This window comes from Pararoseomonas sp. SCSIO 73927, from assembly GCF_037040815.1.
GTDB lineage: Bacteria > Pseudomonadota > Alphaproteobacteria > Acetobacterales > Acetobacteraceae > Roseomonas.
Map to the genome: position 1 here is coordinate 2,089,139 of NZ_CP146232.1, position 19,459 is coordinate 2,108,597.

General features: G+C 72.3%; 15 protein-coding genes. 6 read left to right on the forward strand and 9 right to left on the reverse strand.

The window, feature by feature from the left end; all coding sequences use genetic code 11:
• The first annotated feature begins 124 nt into the window (after positions 1-124).
• Positions 125-2,893, forward strand: a complete 2,769-nt coding sequence (gene polA, locus VQH23_RS09920) for a DNA polymerase I (RefSeq protein ID WP_408904331.1) — start codon at positions 125-127, stop codon at positions 2,891-2,893.
• An 8-nt stretch (positions 2,894-2,901) separates the two neighbouring features.
• Here polA and VQH23_RS09925 read toward each other — a convergent pair whose 3' ends face one another.
• From VQH23_RS09925 to VQH23_RS09935, 3 genes are all read right to left on the reverse strand, one after another.
• Complete coding sequence (locus tag VQH23_RS09925) at positions 2,902-3,111, reverse strand: hypothetical protein (protein ID WP_338665478.1); 210 nt, start codon at positions 3,109-3,111, stop codon at positions 2,902-2,904.
• Between the two features lie 366 nt (positions 3,112-3,477).
• Entirely contained in the window at positions 3,478-4,500 is a 1,023-nt protein-coding gene (locus VQH23_RS09930) for a trypsin-like peptidase domain-containing protein (RefSeq protein ID WP_338665479.1), read from the reverse strand.
• 43 nt (positions 4,501-4,543) lie between these two features.
• Positions 4,544-5,647, reverse strand: a complete 1,104-nt coding sequence (locus tag VQH23_RS09935) for a trypsin-like peptidase domain-containing protein (RefSeq protein WP_338665480.1) — start codon at positions 5,645-5,647, stop codon at positions 4,544-4,546.
• Positions 5,648-5,843: 196 nt separating this feature from the next.
• On the opposite strand from VQH23_RS09935, the gene VQH23_RS09940 reads away from it, so the two are divergent.
• Both VQH23_RS09940 and corA read left to right on the forward strand, forming a co-directional pair.
• Positions 5,844-7,256, forward strand: a complete 1,413-nt coding sequence (locus VQH23_RS09940; RefSeq protein WP_338665481.1) for a carbohydrate porin — start codon at positions 5,844-5,846, stop codon at positions 7,254-7,256.
• Between the two features lie 74 nt (positions 7,257-7,330).
• Positions 7,331-8,299: a magnesium/cobalt transporter CorA gene (gene corA, locus VQH23_RS09945; protein WP_338665482.1), complete on the forward strand. Its 969-nt coding sequence runs from the start codon at positions 7,331-7,333 to the stop codon at positions 8,297-8,299.
• A gap of 313 nt (positions 8,300-8,612) precedes the next feature.
• Here corA and otnK read toward each other — a convergent pair whose 3' ends face one another.
• Positions 8,613-9,845 carry a 3-oxo-tetronate kinase gene (gene otnK / locus VQH23_RS09950; protein ID WP_338665483.1) on the reverse strand — a complete coding sequence of 411 codons (1,233 nt, stop codon included), beginning with the start codon at positions 9,843-9,845 and terminating at the stop codon, positions 8,613-8,615.
• A 383-nt stretch (positions 9,846-10,228) separates the two neighbouring features.
• The gene (locus VQH23_RS09955; protein ID WP_338665484.1) at positions 10,229-11,350 is read right to left on the reverse strand and encodes a hypothetical protein; all 1,122 of its coding nucleotides are present in this window, start codon (positions 11,348-11,350) and stop codon (positions 10,229-10,231) included.
• Positions 11,351-11,718: 368 nt separating this feature from the next.
• On the opposite strand from VQH23_RS09955, the gene VQH23_RS09960 reads away from it, so the two are divergent.
• A complete protein-coding gene (locus VQH23_RS09960; protein WP_338665485.1) occupies positions 11,719-12,066 on the forward strand; it encodes a hypothetical protein in 348 nt (115 codons plus the stop codon).
• A gap of 17 nt (positions 12,067-12,083) precedes the next feature.
• Here VQH23_RS09960 and VQH23_RS09965 read toward each other — a convergent pair whose 3' ends face one another.
• Positions 12,084-12,353, reverse strand: a complete 270-nt coding sequence (locus tag VQH23_RS09965) for a hypothetical protein (RefSeq protein ID WP_338665486.1) — start codon at positions 12,351-12,353, stop codon at positions 12,084-12,086.
• Positions 12,354-12,607: 254 nt separating this feature from the next.
• On the opposite strand from VQH23_RS09965, the gene VQH23_RS09970 reads away from it, so the two are divergent.
• Positions 12,608-13,993, forward strand: a complete 1,386-nt coding sequence (locus VQH23_RS09970) for a carbohydrate porin (RefSeq protein WP_338665487.1) — start codon at positions 12,608-12,610, stop codon at positions 13,991-13,993.
• A gap of 329 nt (positions 13,994-14,322) precedes the next feature.
• On the opposite strand, the gene ppk2 is transcribed toward VQH23_RS09970, so the two are convergent.
• From ppk2 to VQH23_RS09985, 3 genes are all read right to left on the reverse strand, one after another.
• A complete protein-coding gene (ppk2, locus tag VQH23_RS09975; RefSeq protein WP_338665488.1) occupies positions 14,323-15,240 on the reverse strand; it encodes a polyphosphate kinase 2 in 918 nt (305 codons plus the stop codon).
• A gap of 120 nt (positions 15,241-15,360) precedes the next feature.
• Entirely contained in the window at positions 15,361-16,215 is an 855-nt protein-coding gene (locus tag VQH23_RS09980) for an alpha/beta hydrolase (protein WP_338665489.1), read from the reverse strand.
• A complete protein-coding gene (locus VQH23_RS09985; protein WP_338665490.1) occupies positions 16,212-18,539 on the reverse strand; it encodes a molybdopterin guanine dinucleotide-containing S/N-oxide reductase in 2,328 nt (775 codons plus the stop codon). The genes VQH23_RS09980 and VQH23_RS09985 overlap by 4 nt, the downstream gene beginning before the upstream one ends.
• A 132-nt stretch (positions 18,540-18,671) precedes the next feature.
• Between VQH23_RS09985 and VQH23_RS09990 the strand changes: the two genes are divergently transcribed.
• Complete coding sequence (locus VQH23_RS09990) at positions 18,672-19,367, forward strand: helix-turn-helix domain-containing protein (protein WP_338665491.1); 696 nt, start codon at positions 18,672-18,674, stop codon at positions 19,365-19,367.
• Positions 19,368-19,459 lie beyond the last annotated feature (92 nt).

Here is a 19,459-nt window from a genome sequence, read left to right on the forward strand (position 1 = left end):
CTCTCCTCACCAGGGCGGCGGCCGGGCACCCGGCGCCGCCGATCCGGGGCATGGCATGGCAGAGCGCGAGAACGCGGACGAGGCGGCGGACAAGGCGCCCGTGTCCGATCCCGTCACGGACGAGGTGAACACGGAGCGTCACCTGATCCTGGTGGACGGCTCCGGCTACATCTTCCGCGCCTTCCACGCCCTGCCGCCGATGACCAACCCGGCCGGCGTCCCGGTGAACGCCGTGTTCGGCTTCACCCAGATGCTGGCGAACTTCCTGTCCAAGCACGCGGGCAGTCACATTGCGGTGGTGTTCGACGCCTCCCGCGCCACCTTCCGCAACGAGATCTACGATGGGTACAAGGCCCAGCGCCCGGAGGCGCCGGAGGAGCTGAAGCCCCAGTTCGGCCTGATCCGGGAGGCGACGGACGCCTTCTGCGTCGCCCGCGTGGAGCTGGACGGCTACGAGGCCGACGACCTGATCGCCGCCTACGCCACAAGGTTCGCGGCCGAGGGCGGGCAGGTGACGATCGTCTCCTCCGACAAGGACCTGATGCAGCTGGTGGGCGGCGGCGTCCGCATGCTGGACCCCATCAAGAACAAGCCCATCCACGCCGCCGAGGTGATGGAGAAGTTCGGCGTGATGCCGGACAAGGTGGTGGAGGTGCAGGCGCTCGCCGGCGATTCCACGGACAACGTGCCGGGCGTGCCGGGCATCGGCATTAAGACGGCCGCCGGACTGATCGACCAGTACGGCGACGTGGAGACGCTGCTTTCCCGGTTGAACGAGATCAAGCAGCCCAAGCGGCGCCAGGCGCTGGAGGAGAACGCGGAGATGGCCCGCATCTCCCGCCGCCTGGTGGAGCTGGACCGCAACGCCCCGCTGCCCTGCCCGGTGGAGGAGCTGGCGACCCGCGCGCCGGAGCCCGGGAAGCTGATGGCCTTCCTGAAGCTGCACGGCTTCCGCAGCGTGCAGCACCGGCTGGGCCTGGACGCGACCGGCGAGGTACCGAAATCCCGCCCCGCCGGCCCGGCGCCCGCCCCCGTCGCCCTTTCCTTGCCGGAGGAAGGCGCGCCCTTCGGCCCCTACCAGACCATCACCACCCTCGACGCCCTGCGCGACTTCGCGGACGCCGCGCGCGCGGCCGGCGTGATGGCGCTGGACACGGAGACGAGCAGCCTCGACGCGCTGAACGCCTCCCTCGTCGGCGTCTGCATGGCGCACGCGCCGGGCGTGGCTGCCTACCTGCCGCTGCGGCACGAGGGTGGGGACATGCTCACCCCCGCGCCGGAGCAGGTGCCCTTCGACCAGGCGATGGCGGTGCTGCGGCCGCTGCTGGCCGACCCTTCCGTGCTGAAGGTGCTGCACAACGCGAAGTACGACCTGGAGGTGCTGGGCCGCGACGTGAACGGCGGCCTGCAGGTCTCGCCCGTCGACGACACCATGCTGATCTCCTACAGCATGGATGCCGGCCGCCACGGGCACGGCATGGACGAGCTGTCGCGCCGCCACCTCTCCCACCAGCCCGTCACCTACGACGAGATCACCGGCACCGGCCGCGGCCGCAAACCCTTCGCGCAGATCCCGCTGGACACCGCCACCGCCTACGCCGCCGAGGACGCGGACGTGACCCTGCGCCTGTGGCGCGCGCTGCGCCCGAAGCTGCGCGAGGAGAAAGCTCTCGCCCTCTACGAGAACGTGGAGCGCCGCATGATCCAGGTGCTGCACGACATGGAGGTGGCGGGCGTGAAGGTGGACGGCCCCGCCCTGAAGCAGACCGGCGCCGAGTTCACAGAGCGCATGGCGGCGCTGGAGAAGGAGATCTACGAGATCGCCGGCGAGCCCTTCGCGGTGGGATCCCCGAAGCAGCTCGGCGACATTCTCTTCGGCAAGCTGGGCATGCAGGGTGGCAAGAAGGGCAAGTCCGGCGCCTACTCCACCGACGCCGCGACGCTGGAAGAGCTGGCCGCCAGCACCGGCCACGCCCTGCCGCGCAAGGTGCTGGACTGGCGCCAGCTCTCGAAGCTGAACTCCACCTATGTGGAGGGCCTCCAGGCCCAGCTCGCGCATGACGGCCGCGTCCACACGGACTTCTCCATGGCCATCACCAGCACCGGCCGCCTGTCCTCCACCGAGCCGAACCTGCAGAACATCCCCATCCGCACTGAGGAGGGCGCCCGCATCCGCCGCGCCTTCGTGGCGGAGGACGGGCACCGGCTGCTCGCCGCCGACTATTCCCAGATCGAGCTGCGGCTGCTGGCGCACGTGGCCCAGGTGCCGTCGCTGCTGGAAGCCTTCTCCACGGGCCAGGATATCCACGCCCGCACGGCGTCGGACATATACAAGATCCCGCTGGACAAGGTGGACCGCGAGGCGCGCCGACGCGCCAAGACGATCAATTTCGGCATCATCTACGGCATGTCCGCCTTCGGCCTCGCCGGCCGCCTCGGCATCGGTGCGGCGGAGGCGCGCGGCATCATCGACGCCTACTTCGCCCAGTACCCGGGCATCCGCGACGCCATGGAGCGCTTCAAGGAGGACGCCCGTACCAACGGCTACGTCCAGACCCCCTTCGGCCGGAAGCTCTGGATCCCCGAGATCGCCTCCAAGAACCAGGGCCTGCGCGGCAACGCGGAGCGCGCGGCGATCAACGCCCCCTTCCAGGGCGGCGCCGCGGAGATCATCAAGCGCGCCATGGTCCGCCTGCCCGCCGCCCTGAAGGCGGAGGGCCTTGCCGCCCGCATGTTGCTGCAGGTTCACGACGAACTGCTCTTCGAGGTGCCCGAGGCCGAGGTGGAAGCCACCACGCCCGTGGTGAAGACGGTGATGGAGGGCGTCGCGACCCTTTCCGTGCCCCTCGCCGTGGAGGTCGGCACGGGCCACTCCTGGGCGGAGGCTCACTGAGGGCGAGGCTACCCCTCGCCCTTCTCCTGCGCCTCGACCCGGATCTGCGGCAGCCGGCCCACCCCGTCCGAGACGCGGGCCACCTCGACATGCACCTCCAGCCCGAGCTTCGCGGCGTCCTCGATGGCCTTGTTCAGGGCATCGGCCGTGGCCCGGACGACCAGGGAGATGGCCTCCGAGGCTTTTCCGCCGCCCGACGCGTCACCGGAGTCCGACATGCGAGTTCAACATTGCAGTTGCGCAGGGGTTTAAGATTAGTCAGTGATGCTGTCGCGATAACACCGGCGGGTTGACAAGGTCTGGCCTCCCCACTTGCTGGCAGTCTGTCCCGGGGAGAGGAAGAAGGAATTCTTCCTCTCCCCGGACCCCTCACCATCATCTTTCTCTCGTAGGTGATTTTACCCTGCTGACAGTGCGCCTCGGGTCGACGACCCGAGGCGACTGCAAGGGCAGGAAGGGGCCCGTCACGCCGAAACACCGTCTCAGGACGGCGCGGCAGCAGCCAGAAGGGGTTCCAAGGGCCTCAGGCCCTTGGCGGGGGTTCCAGGGGGCGGCGCCCCCTGGTTCCGGACCGCCCAAGAAATTCACCCCGGGTTGCCGCTTGCCCCCTTTTCGCACCGGATCAGGAACACCGACCGCCCGGCGATCTCCCCCACCTCCACCGCGCCCAGCTCCGGTCCTTCCGCGGCCAGGCGCGGCGCCACGCCGGCCGCGCGCAGGAAGGCCACGGCGCGGTCGGCGCGCACGGCGAAGTTCACGTTCTGCGGGGTCAGCCGCCCCTGGGGCCGCAGGCCGGCGGTGCTGATGCCCACCAGCCGCCCGCGCATGTCCAGCAGCGGGCCGCCGGAGTTGCCGGGCTGCAGGGGCGCGCTGATCTGGATGTGGGTGGGGTTGTCGCGGATGCCGGCCAGCCCGTTCACCTCGCCGCGCGTCAGCTTGGCGTCGGAGGAGAGCACGCCGGTGAAAGGGAAGCCGTAGGCCACCACCCCCTCGCCGCGCTGGGGAAGCGCCTCGCGGAAGGCGAGAGCGGGGCCGGGGATGCCGGGCACGCGCAGCACGGCCAGGTCCATGTCGCGGTTGGCCTGCACGGGCGGCACGGCCTCGTAGCGGAAGCCGCTGGGAGCGCGCAGGGTGATCCGCGCGCAGCCATCCACCACGTGCTGGTTCGTTATCACCCGCTCGGACGCGACGAGGAAGCCGGTGCCGGTGACGACCGACGCCTCCCTGCCATCGGGTGCCCCCGCACGGCCGCGGCCGCGGGCCGGCGGGGCCGGCGCAGCGGCTGTTACGGAGGCTGCCTCGAAGGTCAGCACGGGCTGGGCGCAGACGTCGTGGCCCCGCGCCACCGCCTCCCGCCCGTCAGCCAGGGTGAGGCGCACGTCCAGGCGGCAGGAGGTGTCGGCCCGGCGGCGGAAGCCCTTCTCCGCCCCGTCCGCCACGGGATCGCGCAGGCGGTTGCGGCCGCGCGCCCCGGCGGCGTCGGCCTCCGTCGCCACCAGCCCTACCGCCGGCTGCCCCGTGCGGTTCACGATGCGCCAGGCGCTGCCGCGCTCCGCGGACAGGGCGGGGGTGGCAAGCAGGAGAAGAAGGGGCAGCAGGCGGCGCATCACGGCAGTGTGAGGCCGCGACCCGCCCGGTGGGAAGGGGCTGCTACCGCTCGCAGCGGATGAACATGGTCGACCGCTCCGCGATCTCGCCCACATCGGCGGCGCTGCGGTCCGTGCCGTTGCTGCGCGCGGCGGCGGGGGTGACGCCGGCGGCGCGCAGGAAGGCCGCCGCCCGCTCTCCCCGAACCGCGAAGTTGATGTTTTGCGCGATGTCGCCCGTGCGCCCCGCCACCGCCTGAGCGTTCAGCTTAGAGACGACGACGCCGACCACGTTGCCCTGCATGTCCAGCAGCGGCCCGCCGGAATTGCCGGGCTGCACGGGGGCGCTGATCTGGATCTGGTCCCCGTTGTCCCGCAGCCCCGCCAGCCCGTTGATCTCGCCGCGCGTCAGCTTGGCGTCGGAGGAGAGAAGGCCGGAGAGCGGGTAGCCGAAGGCCACCACCCCCTCGCCGCGCCGCAGCGGCGGGTCCTGGCGGAAGGAGAGGACGGGGCCGGTGAGACCGGGCACCGCCAGCAGCGCGAGGTCGAGATTGGCGTCCGTGCGCGCGGGCGGCACGGCGGCGTGGTTGCGGCCATCGGGCCCGCGCACCAGCACCCGGTTGCAGCCATCCACCACGTGGCGGTTCGTCAGCACCCGCTCCCCGGCGACGAGGAAGCCGGTGCCGGTGGCCGCGCGCACGCCCGGGCGGGGAATGGCCTGGGGCGGCGTCGGCGTCTCGGGGGAGGGGCGGGCGGCGCTGCCGGCCGCGGCCACGGCGGAGGCGTCCAGCGTGATCTCCCGCTGGGCGCAGATCTCCTGGTTCCGCGCCACCGCCTCGCGCCCGTCCGCCAGCACCAGGCGGATGTCGAAGCGGCAGCCGGCCTGGGCGTTGGGGCGCAGGCGATAGGCTGCGCCATCCGCCAACGGCCGGGGCAGCAGGTTGCCCGCCCAGTCCTGGCGCCCCGCGCGCACGGCGTTCAGCGTCCGCGCCTCCTGCCCCGTGCGGTTGACCACGCGGAACCCTTCCTCCGCCTGCGCGGCGGTGGGCGGAGCGCCGGGGGCGGCTCCTGGGGCGGCTCCCTCGGCTGTCCCTTGTGCCCGCGCGGCGGGCGAGGGGGGCAGGAGGAGGGCCAGGGCAAGGGCCGAGACGAGGGGGATGGCGCGCATGGTACCCGCGATGTGTGCGGCGGGGCCTGCGGCGTCAATCCGCCATCGCGGCCGTCCCCATTCCCGGCGCCGACCGGCTTGCGACGGCGCGAGCGGCGATGTAACAGTTCAAGTCGCTGATTTTACTAAGCAATTGATGCACAGGTCATGACATGAACACCTCTTCATATCTTGCCCGGACCGATCGGAACATCGCATGACCAGCCGCCCCACCTTCCCGTCGCCGGGGCGCTCGCTGCGCGCCGCATCCCTCCTGCTCGGCCTGCTGCTGGGTCTCGTGGCGCCCGCCGCCGCGCAGCAGGGCGCCTCCCCCGGTACGGACGACACGGACGCGCCCTCCCTTTTCCCGGAGGTGTCGGCCGGGTTGAGGGCGCTCCAGCAGGAGGGCTGGCTGATCCACGGCCAGGCCACCTTCGTCCTGCAGGGCCATCCCCGCTTTCGCTCCCCCTACCAGGGCCCGGGCAGCCTCAAGCCGGAAGCCTCGGCCGCGAACACCCTCTCCACCGACCTCATCCTCGGCCGCCGCCTCTGGCACGGGGCGGAGGCGGTGGTGGACGTCTCCGTCACCCGCGGCTTCGGCCTCTCCAACTCCACGGGCGTCGCGGCCTTCCCGAACAACGAGGCCTTCCGCCTCGGCTCCACCGAGCCCACCATCTTCGTCCCCCGCGCCTTCTTCCGGCAGACGATCGGCCTCTCCGCCGACACGGTGCCGGGCGAGGACGACGCGCTGCGCTTCGACGGCCCCCTGGCTCGGGAGCGCATCACCATCACGGTCGGCAAGATGTCGGTCTGGGACATCTTCGACCGCAACAGCTACTCCCACGATGCCCGCACCCAGTTCCTCAACTGGGCGCTCGTCGGCTCCGGCGCCGTGGACTACGCCGCCGACGCCCGCGGCTGGACCATCGGCGCCGCCGTGGAGTGGGAGGACGGGACCTGGGGCCTGCGCGCCGGCGCCTTCCAGGTCTCGCGCCGGGTGAACGGCCTTTTCCTCGATCCCTCCATCACCCGCGCCTGGCAGGTGCTGGGCGAGGTGGACCACTTCACTCGCCTCGGTGGCCGCCCCGGCGCCGTGCGCGTCATCGCCGGCCTGTCCCGCACCCGGCAGTCCAGCTGGGGCGAGCTGCTGGACCCCGTCTCCCCCGTGGACTTCGAGCTGAACCCGCGCGGCTACCGCACCAAGGCCATGCTGGCCCTGAACCTGGAGCAGGAGATCGCCGACGAGCTCGGCGCCTTCGCCCGCCTCTCCTGGAACGACGGCCGCACGCAGAACTGGATGTTCACGGAGATGGACCGCGCCGTCTCCGGCGGCCTCTCCCTCAAGGGCGGCCGCTGGGGCCGGAAGGAGGACACGGTGGGCCTCGGCGCCAACATCGGCTGGGCCTCCGCCGGGCGTCGCCAGTACCTCTCCTCCGGCGGCATCGGCTTCATCACCGGCGACGGCGCCCTGCGCGGCGGCCCGGAATACGCGATCGAGGCCTACTACGACGCCGCCGTGGCCCCCGGCGTGAACCTGGGCTTCGACGTGCAGCAGGTCTTCAACCCCGCCTACAACCGGGACCGCGGGCCGGTGACGCTCTTCGCGCTGCGGGCGCGGGTGGCGTTCTGACGGGGCCGGACCGGGCCGGGCTTGGCTTGGGCGCCACTTGCTGAGACCCTGGCGCAAGCTTTGCCGGGGCCCTGATGAGCGTCGTCGCCGCCTATCTCTACCAGAACGGAAGCCGGGTGCGGGCCGTGGCCATCGACGAGCCGACGCCCTGCATCGGCGACCGGTCCGAGTTCGTCTGGATCGGGCTTCTCGACCCGACCGAGCAGGAGCTGCTGGTCCTGCAGGACAAGTACGGCCTGCACCCGCTCGCGGTCGAGGACGCGCTCAAGGCGCACCAGCTTCCCAAGGTGGACGTCTACGGCGACCAGCTCTTCGTAGTCGCCCGCACGGCCCATCTCGAGGGGGACCATATCCGGTACGGCGAGACGGCGGTCTTCGTCGGCAAGCACCACATCATCAGCGTCCGCCACGGCTCGGCCCGCGCCCACAAGGAGCTGCGCCGCCAGCTGGAAGCCTCCCCGGCCCTGCTGGCGCAGGGCGTGGACTACGTGCTCCACGGGGTGCTGGACTTCGTCGTGGATGGCTACCTGCCGATCGTCGAGGCGATCGAGGAGGAGGTGCTCGCCATGGAGCAGCAGGCGCTGAACACCTCCCTGGCGCGCGACCAGGTGGCACGGATCTTCCGGCTCCGGCGCGAGATGCTCCGCTTCCAGCGCATCCTCGGGCCGATGAGCGAGGTCTGCAGCAAGCTGTCCCGGCTCGACATGCCCTGCGTGGACGTGGAGGCGCGGCCCTACTTCAGCGACGTCCTGGACCATGTCCGGCGGGTGCAGGCCATGGTGGACGGGCTGCGGGAGGTCCTCACCTCCGTCTTCGAGGTCAGCGCTCTGCTGGAGCAGCAGCGCCAGGGCGAGATCACGCGGCAGCTGGCGGCCTGGGCGGCGATCCTGGCCGTCCCCACGGCCATTGCCGGGATCTACGGCATGAACTTCGAAAACATGCCGGAGCTGAGGACGACCTACGGCTATTTCGTGGTCCTCGCGGTCATCGCCGCCCTCTGCGTGACCCTCTACATCCGCTTCCGGCGGGCCAAGTGGCTTTAGGCCGAGGCTCATCCGGGACCGCGTGCCAGCGCCTCTGAACGGATCCGTCGAGGTGACGAACGCGGGTGGCGTTCCTGCATTCCACCTCTCCGGAGCCAGGGACCTGATGCCCCTGGACCCCAATCCGGCTGCCAAGGTCCCGTCCCGACATGGGGGTGCTGCTCGATAGGCCCGGTCTCGCCCTATCAGTCGCCTCGGGTCGGGGACCCCGAGGCGCGCTGTCAGCCGGGTGACTCCAACCTGAAGAAGAAGATGATGGTGAGGGGTCCGGGGAGAGGAAGAATTCCTTGCTTCCTCTCCCCGGGACAGACCGTCAGTCGTCGAACGCCTTCAGGAACACGTCGAGGGAGCCGGAGGAGCCCGGCTTGAGGGCCAGGTGAAGTCCCGGCGCTTCCGCGAAGCTCCAGTGCACGCCCGGGTCGATCTCGGCGCCGACGCGAAGGGCGCGGACTTCCAGCCGGGCGAGCGCGGCGGCCGCGGTGGCGTTGCCGGCCACCATCATCCGCCCCACCCCGGCCGCGGCCAGCCCTGCCGCGGTCTCGGCCAGGGCGTTCTCCACCAGCGCCCCGGCGGCCGTGCCGAGGCGGGCCTGGAGGGCGGCAACCCGGTCCGGCGGGGCGGAGGCGGCGATGAGGAGGGGCCATTCCGGCGGCTGCTCCGCCGCCCAGTCCAGGGCCTGGCGCGCCAGGGCGGCGGCGTCGGGCGCGGCGAGCGGGTCCAGCTCCAGCGTCGGCATGCGGTCCCGCGCGAAACCGATCTGGGCCAGGGTGGCGCGGGTGAGGGCGCCGGAGAGCACGGCGGCGCGGCCCTGTGGGGGCGGGGCGGGGGGCAGGCGGGGAGCATCCCCGCGCAGCCTGGCGGCAAGGCCGGGCGCGATGCCCGTGCTGCCGAGGATCAACGCTTGGCCGGCGACGGCCTCGGCGATCGCCAGCAGGTGCGCTTCCGTGAGGGCGTCCAGCACGGCGTAGCGGCGGCCGGATTCCTTCAGCCCCGTCAGGGCGCGGCGGATCGCGGCGGGCCCGGCCTCCGCCACCGCGACAGGGACCAGGGCCACGGCGCCGTCCGTCTGTGCGCCGAGCAGGCGGGGCAGGCTGGCATCGCGCATCGGCGTCAGCGGGTGGCGCTCCATCCCGCTCTCGTTCAGCAGGGCGGCGCCGACGAAGAGGTGGCCCTGGTACACGGTGCGGCCCCGCGCCGGGTCCGCCGGGATCACGGGCGCGAAGCCGGTGCCGAGGCGGCGCACCAGCGCGTCCGCCACCGGGCCGATGTTGCCCGCCGGCGTGGAATCGAAGGTGGCGGCGTGGTGGAACAGGATCTGCCGGCTACCGGCCGCCTGCAGGGCCTCGCAGGCGGCCAGGGCCCCGGCCACCGCCGCGGCGGCCGGGGCGGTGCGGATGTCGAGCGCGATGATGGCGGCCTCGGCCTGCGGCAGCGGTGTCACCGGGGCGCCGATGATCTGCACGGTGTCCATCCCGGCCCTGGACAAGGCGCCGGCCAGTTCCGTGGCGCCGGCGATGCTGTCGGCGATGCAGCCCAGCAGTGGCATGAGGTCTCCTTGGGCGGTGGCGCGGTCCGGGCGGACATCTCCCGGACACGCCCCTCTAAATCGGATCGCCGGAGGACGGCATCGCCCGGGAACAGGGCTGCCCTGCGAAGGGAGTGTCCGGAGATCCGGCGCGATGCTGGAACTGTAGGAAGCCCCCGCCGTTTCGGGTGCCGGGCGGCGCCTCGGCGCGACTAACCTGTGTGTGCACAATCTTCATGCGCGACATGAAGGGTTCGCCGCAACTGGCGACGGCAGACCGAAAAAAGCTCTCCACGCGATCTGTGGAGAACTCTGTGGACAACCGAAATGAAGGAACGGTGACGGGAAGGCTACAGCGATTCTCGCTGCCAGCCAAGGGAGAAAACCGGCCGCGGGGCCGCGGATCAGTGCCGGATCAGCGAGAGCACGATCTCCACGGCGATGAGCAGCAGGATGGCGGTCTCCAGCAGCTCGGCGCGGCCCCCGGCCGCCTCCCCGTGCAGGGCGGTGTAGGTCTGGCGGATGATCTCCAGCTTGCGGTCCACCGCCGCGCTCACCTGCGGCACGCGGAACAGCCCCATGGCGGCGGCGTAGACGCGGGCGAGGTAGACGTCCTCCGTCACCTGCAGGGCGTTGTCCACGCGCTCCGCCAGCTCCGTCACCTCCGCCACCAGCGTGTGCAGCTGCCGGGCCAGGCGCGCGTAGCGGCGGGAGGCCAGCAGGTTGGTGCGGCTGCGCGCCGCCTCCACCAGGGCCCGCATGCGCGGCAGCTCGTCGTCCAGCATCTCGTCGTAGCTGCGCAGCTCCAGGAGCTGGGCGTTGGCCATCTCCAGCACGTCGGCCACGTCCGTCTCGCGCCGCGGCTCCAGGATGAAGGCGCGGTCCCAGGTGATCACCGCCAGGTCGTCCGGGTGGTAGGAGAAGCGCTGCGCCAGCAGGTCGCGCCGTGCGCCCTCCGACAGCGGCCGCTCCTCGCCCGAGAGCAGCGGCACGAGGTCCACCCGCTGCTGCAGCGTCTCCGCGGTGATCGGCTCGCCGAAGGCGTTCACCACGGCGATGAGGTAGTCCTCCTGCAGGGGCGTCGCGGTCGGGCGGTCCAGCGCCTCGCCGAGCACCTCGCGCAGCCGGGCCAGAAGCCCGTCCCACACCTCTGTGCCGGCGGCGGGTCCCACCGCCCCGTCCGTCCGGTTCACCAGCGCCGTGAAGGCGGACCAGGAGAGGTCCTGCGCGGGCAGGTGCAGTGCCAGCGCCGCGATGCCGAAGTCGTAGAGCCGCACGCTGGCCTCGGCCTGGACCGTGGCGCCGCCGAGGGCGACCGGCACGGGCCCGAGCGCGAGGGCGAGCGGCGGCACGCCGAAGGACACGGCCTTGGATGGCGTGCCGGCCAGCCGGGCGCGGGCGGCGGCGCCGGCCGTGCGCTGCGCCCAGAGCTCCTCGGCCCGCCGCAGGTCGATCTCGTAGGCGAGGTCGAACAGGCGCAGGGCCGCGACGTGCCCCGACCGGACCACCAATCCCGCTTCCGTCAAGCCGCCGCCTCCCGCCCAGCCAACGGAAACCCTTCTGCACGTTTGCACGCTTGCACGCCAGAAGGCCGGCCCATAGCCTCCGCCTGACACTGAAACTTCACCGGCGCACCCCCGGCCGGGACGGCCCGGGGCCCGGCACGCAAGGACGTCGACACATGCAGGGTCCGACCAGGCGCGAGGCCGCGAGGCCCATCGCCCGCAAGCCCGCCAGACCCCGGCCGGCCGCCGCGGAAGCCCGGCCAGCCGGCGCGAAGGCGGCGGAACCAAAGGCCGCGAGGCCGGAGAATGGCAAGGCCGCGAGGCCGGATGAGTTCAAGGCCGCGAGGCCCGTCGCCAAGGCCGCGAGGACGGCGGCATCCAGGCCCGCGATGCCGGCCGCCGCCAAGGTCAGGGAACCGCAGGCCGCCAAGGCCGATTCCGCGCGGATCGTCCCCCCGAAGCCGGCCGCCAAGGCGGCGCTGCCGCCCGCCAAGGCCCCGAAGGGGCCCGCGAAGGAATCCGGGAAGGCCGTTGAGAAGGCTCCCGAGAAGCTGAAGGAGAAGGCGCCGAAGCCCGCCAAGGAGCGGACCGAGCCGCTGAACTTCCGCGTCACCCCGGAGTTCCGCCGCGCCTTCAAGCGCGCTGCCGCCGCCCAGGACTGCAAGAAGGTGGAGCTGCTGGAGCGCATCTTCGCGGAGTGGAGCGCGCGCAACCCCGCCGCCGCGCCGGCGGCCTAGGCCCGGCGCGGGAGGGCTCACTCCCCCAGAGGCTCGAAGCCCGGCCAGCTCAGCGCCGCCAGGTGCGTGGCCAGCCGGATCACCGCCAGGGTCCCGCCCTCCCAGAGCGCCAGGTGGGTGCCCTCCGCCGTCTCGAAGGCGACATCGGCGGCGGCCGGGTCCTCCCTGCGGCGTGCCTCCAGCGTCCCTTGCAGGCGCTGCCGCAGCGCCTCGTCCACCTCCCCCGTCCCCACGGAACGGGGCACGCCGCCCTCCGGCGCCTGGGCCTCGAGACGCACCCGGATCATCGGCTCCTCCGCGAAGCTGCCGTGCGGTCGGGCGCGGCTCGCCGGAAGGAACGCCCCGCCGGGCCCGGCGCTGCGCCCCCCTGCCTCGCTCCTCCGGCGCGTCACGCCCTCTTCACACAGGGGCGGCGACGCATGGGTTAGAGCCGAAGCATGACGGAGTGCCGGGAGAGGACCGCCCCGCGGCCGCGGCACTCCGCAGGCCGGTGAGGCCTGGAGGCGCAGGGCCCTGGCCGGGCCGCGCCGCCCCGCCCCGCATGGCGGTGGCCGCCGCGCTCGGCGTCCTGCTCGCCCTGCTGCCGGCGGGCCGGGCCGCCGCCCAGCGCGCCAACAGCGTCTATGGCTCGGCCGCGCCGATCTACCAGGACAACCTGGACGCCGGGATCGGCGGCCTGACCCTCGGCCTGGACGAGCTGGAACAGGCCGGCTGGCTCCTGCGCGGCAGCCTCACCACCGTGGTCCAGGCCAGCCCGGGCTTCCGCGCCCGCTACACCGGCCCCAACAGCTTCCGCCCCGGCCCCGCCGTGGCCGACACGGAGGCGCTGGATATCGTCCTCGGCCGTCGCCTGTGGGAAGGGGCGGAGCTGATCGTCATCCCCACCCTGCTGCGCGGCCGCGGCCTGTCCGGCGTGCGCGGCGTCGCGCAGTACCCGAACGGCCTGGCCGCGGGCCGCGACCGCGTGTGGGACGGCTATCTCAGCCACGCCTTCATCCGCCAGACGATCGACCTGTCCTACGACGCCTTCGGCCAGGACAGCGACCCCACCCGCTTCGCCGGCCCCCTGGCGGCGGAGCGCATCACCCTCACCGCCGGCCGCGTCTCCGTCCTCGATTTCTTTGATGCCAACCGCTACGCCGTCGACGCCTCCACCCAGTTCCTGAACTGGGGCCTCTTCGCCTCCGCCGCCTTCCCCAACGCCGCCGACCCGCGCGGCGGCACCAACGGCGTGGTGGCGGAGTACGAGAACCAGCGCTGGGCCGTCCGCCTCGGCGCCTTCCAGGTCTCCCGCAGCATCGAGGCGAGTTCTCTCGACCCGCAACCGCTGAAACACCAGCAGGTGGTGGCGCAGGTGGACCGCTTCTGGTGGTCTGGCCGCCGCCCCGGCGCCCTCCGCCTCATCGGCGGCCTCACCCGGCTCCGCAGCGCGCGCTGGGACGCGCTGACCCGCGCCGTGCTGGAGGACGCGCCGGAGCCCGCGGCGCGCACCCGCACCCAGCCCCTGGCCGCCATCAACGCAGAACAGGCGCTGACGGATTCCATCGGCGTCTTCGCCCGCGCGGCCTGGACCGGTGGGCGCACCCGGAACTGGATGTTCACGGAAGCCGACTGGTCCGTCTCCGCCGGGCTCTCCATCGCGGGGAACGCCTGGGGCCGGTACGACGACACGCTCGGCCTCGGCATTGGCATCGCCGGCCTCTCGCCGGGCCACCGCCGCTACCTCGCCGCCGGCGGCACCGGAGGCCTGCTCGGTGACGGCGGGCTGAACTACCGGCCGGAGAAGGTGCTGGAAACCTACTACTCCGTGCAGCTCGCCCCGGGCGCGGCCGTGACCCTCGACTACCAGCTGATCGCCTCGCCCGGCCACAACGCCGCGCGCGGGCCGGCCTCGGTCTTCAGCCTGCGGACGAACCTGTCCTTCTAGCGGTGTCTCCGGCGGCCCCAGGGGGAGAGAAGGAATTCTCTCCCCCTGGACCCCCACTCATCTTCTTCTAGAGGGCTGCCGCGGAAGGCTGCGTTGGGGATGCGCCTGAGGTCGATGACCTCAGGCGACTGACAGGGCAGCCCAGGCCGACGCGGCGTCGCGAGCCTCTCGGCGCTCCCCTTCAATCATCGCATCCGCGGCAGCCCGATCGCGGGGTCCGGGGTGGCCGCTGCCACCCCGGCTCGGGACAAACGCTTCGCGTTTGCCCTGGGGGTCCAGGGGCGGCGCCCCTGGGGCCACAGGCGCACCTGACCGCCAGGAGCGCTCCGTCAGTACGCCTCGGGCACGTAGAGTTCCGGCGGAAGGGTGCGCCGCTCGTAATCCGGGTTGAACACGCGCTCCGGCAGCAGCACCGGCTCGCGCGGGATCTCCTCGTAGGGGATGAGGGAGAGGAGGTGGGCGATGCAGTTCAGCCGCGCCCGCTTCTTGTCGTTGCCCTCCACGATGTACCAGGGCGCCTCCGGGATGTTCGTGCGCTCGAACATCTCCTCCTTGGCGCGGGTATACCGTTCCCAGCGGACGCGGGACTGCAGGTCCATGGGGGAGAGCTTCCACTGCTTGATGGGATCGTGGATCCGCATCAGAAAGCGCAGCTGCTGCTCCTCATCGGTGATGGAGAACCAGTACTTGACGACGAGGATGCCGGAGCGGACGAGCATCCGCTCGAAATCCGGCACATCGCGGAAGAAGTCCTCCACCTGCCGGTCGTCGGCGAAGCCCATCACGCGCTCCACGCCCGCGCGGTTGTACCAGCTGCGGTCGAACAGCACGATCTCGCCGGCGGCCGGAAGGTGGGAGACGTAGCGCTGGAAGTACCACTGCGTGCGCTCGCGGTCGGACGGGGCGGGCAGGGCCACCACGCGGCAAGTGCGGGGGTTCACGCGCTGGGTGATGCGCTTGATTACGCCGCCCTTGCCCGCGCTGTCGCGCCCCTCGAACAGGACGACGACCTTCAACCCCTTGTGGGCCACCCAGTCCTGCAGCTTCACCAGCTCGGACTGCAGGCGCAGCAGCTCGCGGAAGTAGAGGCCGCGGTCGATCGAGGCCTTCTTCCGGTGCTGGTGCAACTCCCGCAGCTCGGGCGGCAGGCGGGCGTCGTCCACCTCCTGTTCCAGCTCCTCGTCGAAGTCGTCCTCAAGCTCGAGCTTGAGCCAGGACGACTCCCCGTCCTCGGCCTGCACCGGCATGGCTGCCTCCGTTGATTGGCGGCGCCTTGATAAGGGGAACGTGGCGGCGTGCAATGTCGGAACGATGACATCAACACGGCGGCGGGGTCGGAAGAGGGTCTTCTCTCTCCCGGGGAGGGCTCAGAGCCCCATCGCCCGCCGTGTCGCCTCGAAGAGCGGGTTACCCCGCTCGCCGAGGTCGAAGACGATGTCGAAGTGGTTCGATCCCGGCCGTGCCGGCACCAGCGCGGCGTCGCAGCCCGCACCCCGCAGCGCCGCCGCGAAATCGGTCGTCTGCCGCTTGAACTCCGCCGTCTCCGTGTCGCCATAGGCCAGAAGCACGGGCAGGCCGGAGGGCAGGGGCAGCAGAGCCGGGCTGTTCCGCGCGGCGGAGGCCGCGTCCAGGCTCATCCAGGCGTTGATGTGGGTATGGGGCAGGGGCGTCAGGTCGAAGAGGCCGGAGAGCAGCGTGGCGCCCGCCACCGCGCGCTCCGGCAGGCCATAGCCCGCCTGCCATCCCCGGACGAGCAGCATCCCCGCCAAGTGCCCGCCCGCGCTGCTGCCGGAGAGGTGGACCCGCGCGGGATCGCCGCCGAAGCGCGCGATGTTGGCGTGTACCCAGGCCAGGGCGCGCCGGCACTCGTCCACGATCCGGTCCAGGGAGGCCGCCGGGGCGAGGGTGTAGTTCACCGACACCACGCAGGCCCCCGCCGCCACGAAGGCGGGCGCCATGGAGCCGCCATCCGCCGAATCCAGCGCCCGCCAGTAACCGCCATGGATGAAGACGAGCACGGGGGCACCCGGCCCGGCCGGGTACACGTCCAGCCGCTCCGGCTCCGTCGGGCCGTAGGCGTGGGTGGACCAGCTCAGCGCCGCCTTCGCCGCTTCCGTGCGCGTGCGGTAGCCCGCCACGATCGCCGGCATGTCCGGCGTCGTGGCGCGGGCGTTGTACTCCACGTCCAGCGCCGCGGCGTCCATGCCGCGGTAGAGGCTCACGCGCGCGCCGCCGACCCAGGGGCGGGAACGGGCGGCTCGAAGGCCTGGACCGGCGGCAGGTTGCCCTCGAAGCGCTCCACCTCCACCACCGTCAGCTGCCCCGTGCAGCCCTGGGCGAGGCGGGAGGTGCCCACGTCCCGCGTCAGCACGTTCGGGTTGCCGTGGACGCAGAGCGGCCGCTCCTCGGCGGCATCCACCGGGTCGTACCAGGCGCCGGTGGGCAGCTGCACCACGCCGGGCATCACGCTCTCCGTCAGCGCCGCGCTCGCCAGGCAGGCGCCGCGGTCGTTGAACAGGCGCACGATGTCGCCCTCCGCGATGCCGTGCGCGGCCGCGTCCGCCGGGTTCATCCGCGCCACCTCGCGCCCGCGCCGCTTCTCCCCCGCACTGTAGCCGCCGAAGTCGAGCTGGCTGTGCAGCTTCGTGTAGGGCTGGTTCGCCACCAGCCGCAGCCCGTGCCGCGCATCCGGCACCTCCACCGGCGGCAGCCAGGCGGGGTGGCCGGGGCAGTCGTCGTAGCCGAAGCCCGCGACGGTCTCGGAGAAGATCTCCAGCTTCCCGCTCGGCGTCGGCAGAGGCGCGCCGTCCGGATCGCGCCGGAAGCGCCCGACGATGCCGCCATCATCCTCCTCCTGCGGCAGGGTCAGCTCGCCCTCGCGGAAGAATGTGTCGAAATCCGGCGCGGGCAGCCCCTTGGCTTCCAGCGCTGCCTGCGTCCGCAGGTACAGGTGCCGCAGCCAGCCCGCCGCGTCCCGCCCCTCCGTGAAGGCCTCCTCGGCGCCCCGGCGCCGCGCCAGCCCGGCGAAGATCGCGTAGTCGTCCCGCGCCTCGCCGAAGGGCTCGGCCAGACGGTGCATCGCCACCATCAGCGGGTCCGTCGCGGCCGCGCCGATGTCCTCGCGCTCCAGCGTCATCGTGCAGGGCAGCACGATGTCCGCGTGGCGGGCGGTGGCCGTCCAGGCCGTCTCGTGCACCACCAGCGTTTCTACCCGCGCGAAGGCCTCGCGCAGCCGGTTCAGGTCCTGATGGTGATGGAAGGGATTCCCGCCGGCCCAGTAGACGAGCTTGATGTCGGCGTAGTGCATCCGCTTGCCGTTGTAGTCGAAGGCCGCGCCGGGGTTCAGCAGCATGTCACTGATCCGCGCCACGGGGATGAAGTTCTTCACCCCGTTGGTGCCCTGCGGCAGGGTCGGGATCGGCACCGCGTTCTGCTGCCGCCCATAATGCGCCAGCGCCCCGAGCGCGTAGGCGTAGCCCCCGCCCGGCAGCCCGATCTGCCCGAGCATCGCCGCCAGCACCGCGCCCATCCACACGGGCTGCTCGCCGTGCTCCGCCCGCTGCAGCGCGTGCGCCATGGCAATCAGCGTGCGCCCCTGCGCCGCGCGCCGTGCCAGCTCCACGATCGTGTCGGCGGGAACGCCGCAGATCGGCGCCGCCCAATCCGCGCTCTTCGGTTGCCCGTCCTCCGTGCCCATCAGGTAGCGCTCGAACTGCGGGAAGCCCACGCAGAAGCGGTCGAGGAAGGCCGTGTCGTGCAGCCCCTCCGCCACCAGCGTGTGCGCCATGCCCAGCATCATCGCCGTGTCGGTGCCCGGCACCACCGGCAGCCACTCCGCCCCAGCCTCCTCCGGCAGGTCGCTCCGCAGCGGGGAGATGTTGATGAACCGCGCGCCACGTTCCCGCGCCCGCCGCATCGAATCCCGCTCGATGTGCCTGCTCACGCCGCCGCTCGCCACCGCCGAGTTCTTCAGCGCCATGCCGCCGAAGGCCAGCACCGTGTCCGTGTGCGCCACCACCTGCGTCCAGGTCACGCCCCGCCGCGCCACCGCGTCGAAGGGCCCGATGAAGTGCGGCAGGATCACCGCCGAGGCCCCCGCGCTGTAGGAGTTCACCGAGCGCACGTAGCCGCCGATTGACGTGTTCAGGAACCGGTGCACCTGGCTCTGCGCGTGATGGAACCGCCCCGCCGAGGACCAGCCGTAGGAGCCGCCGAACACCGCCTCCGGCCCGTGCGCCTCCTTCACCCGGCGCAGCTCGCCGGCCAGCAGGTCCAGCACCTCGTCCCAGCCCATCTCCACGAACTCATCGCGCCCGCGGCGGCGGTCCGGCCCCGGCCCGTTCTCCAGCCAGCCCCGCCGCACCATCGGCCGCGCCACCCGGGCCCGGTGGTGCAGCGCATCGGCGAAGTTGCCGAGGATGGGGGAGGGGTCGGGATCGCCAGGATGGGGCTGCACCACCAGCCGCCCATCCGCCCAGCCCGCGCGGAACACCCCCCAATGGGCGCTGTGGTTCCGCAGATCGGTCCTCTCGGGCGCTTCGCTCATCGGGCTACCTCTCCCGGCGACGGGCGCAGCCCTCCGCCTTGCTTCATTGAATGAAATGCGTTTTATTGAATGAACTCTCCGGGACCGCTTCCGCGACGTCAAGCGGAGACCGAAAGGGACAACCCCGCCATCATGGCCAACCCGGCACCGGCCACCAAGCCCCCTTCCGGCGTGCTGGACCGCGCCCTCCTCGTCCTCGCCTGCCTCACCAACGACCGGCCGCGCCTGCACCTGCGCGAGCTCGCCGCCCTGACCGGCCTGGACAAGGCCACGCTCCTCCGCATCCTCGGGACCTACATCGCCCACGGCTATCTCCGGCGCGAACCCGACGGCCGCTACGCCCCTGGCCCCGCCCCCCTGCGCCTGGCCGCGCTCTACGCCGCCACCCGCGACATCACCGCCCGCCTCATGCCCGTCCTCCAGGCCGTGATGGAGCGCACCGGCGAGAGCGCCGCCTTCTACGAGCGCGACGGCGACGACCGCCTCTGCCTCTGCCGCGTCAACGCCCCCCGCTCGCTCCGCCACCAGGTCGAAACCGGCGAGCGCCTGCCCCTCTCCGCCGGCGGCGCCGCCGCCCACGTGCTGCTCGCCGGGACCGGAGGCGCCACGCCCCTGGCCGGGGAACTGCAACACCAGGGCTGGCTCTCCACCGCCGGGGAGCGCGACCCCGGCCTCGCCTCCATCGCCATCCCCGTCCGGGAGAACGACGGCACCTTCCTCGGCGCCCTCGTCGTCAGCGGCCCGATCAGCCGCCAGAGCGCGGAGGGCTTCGCCGAAGCGCGGGCGATCGCGTCGGCCTTGCTGCGGGAACAGGGATTCGGGGATTGAGCTGACGGTCCGTGGCCAGGGAGAGGAAGAAGGAATTCTTCCTCTCCCCGGACCCCTCACCATCATCTTCTTCTCGGCTTTGGGGAAGAACC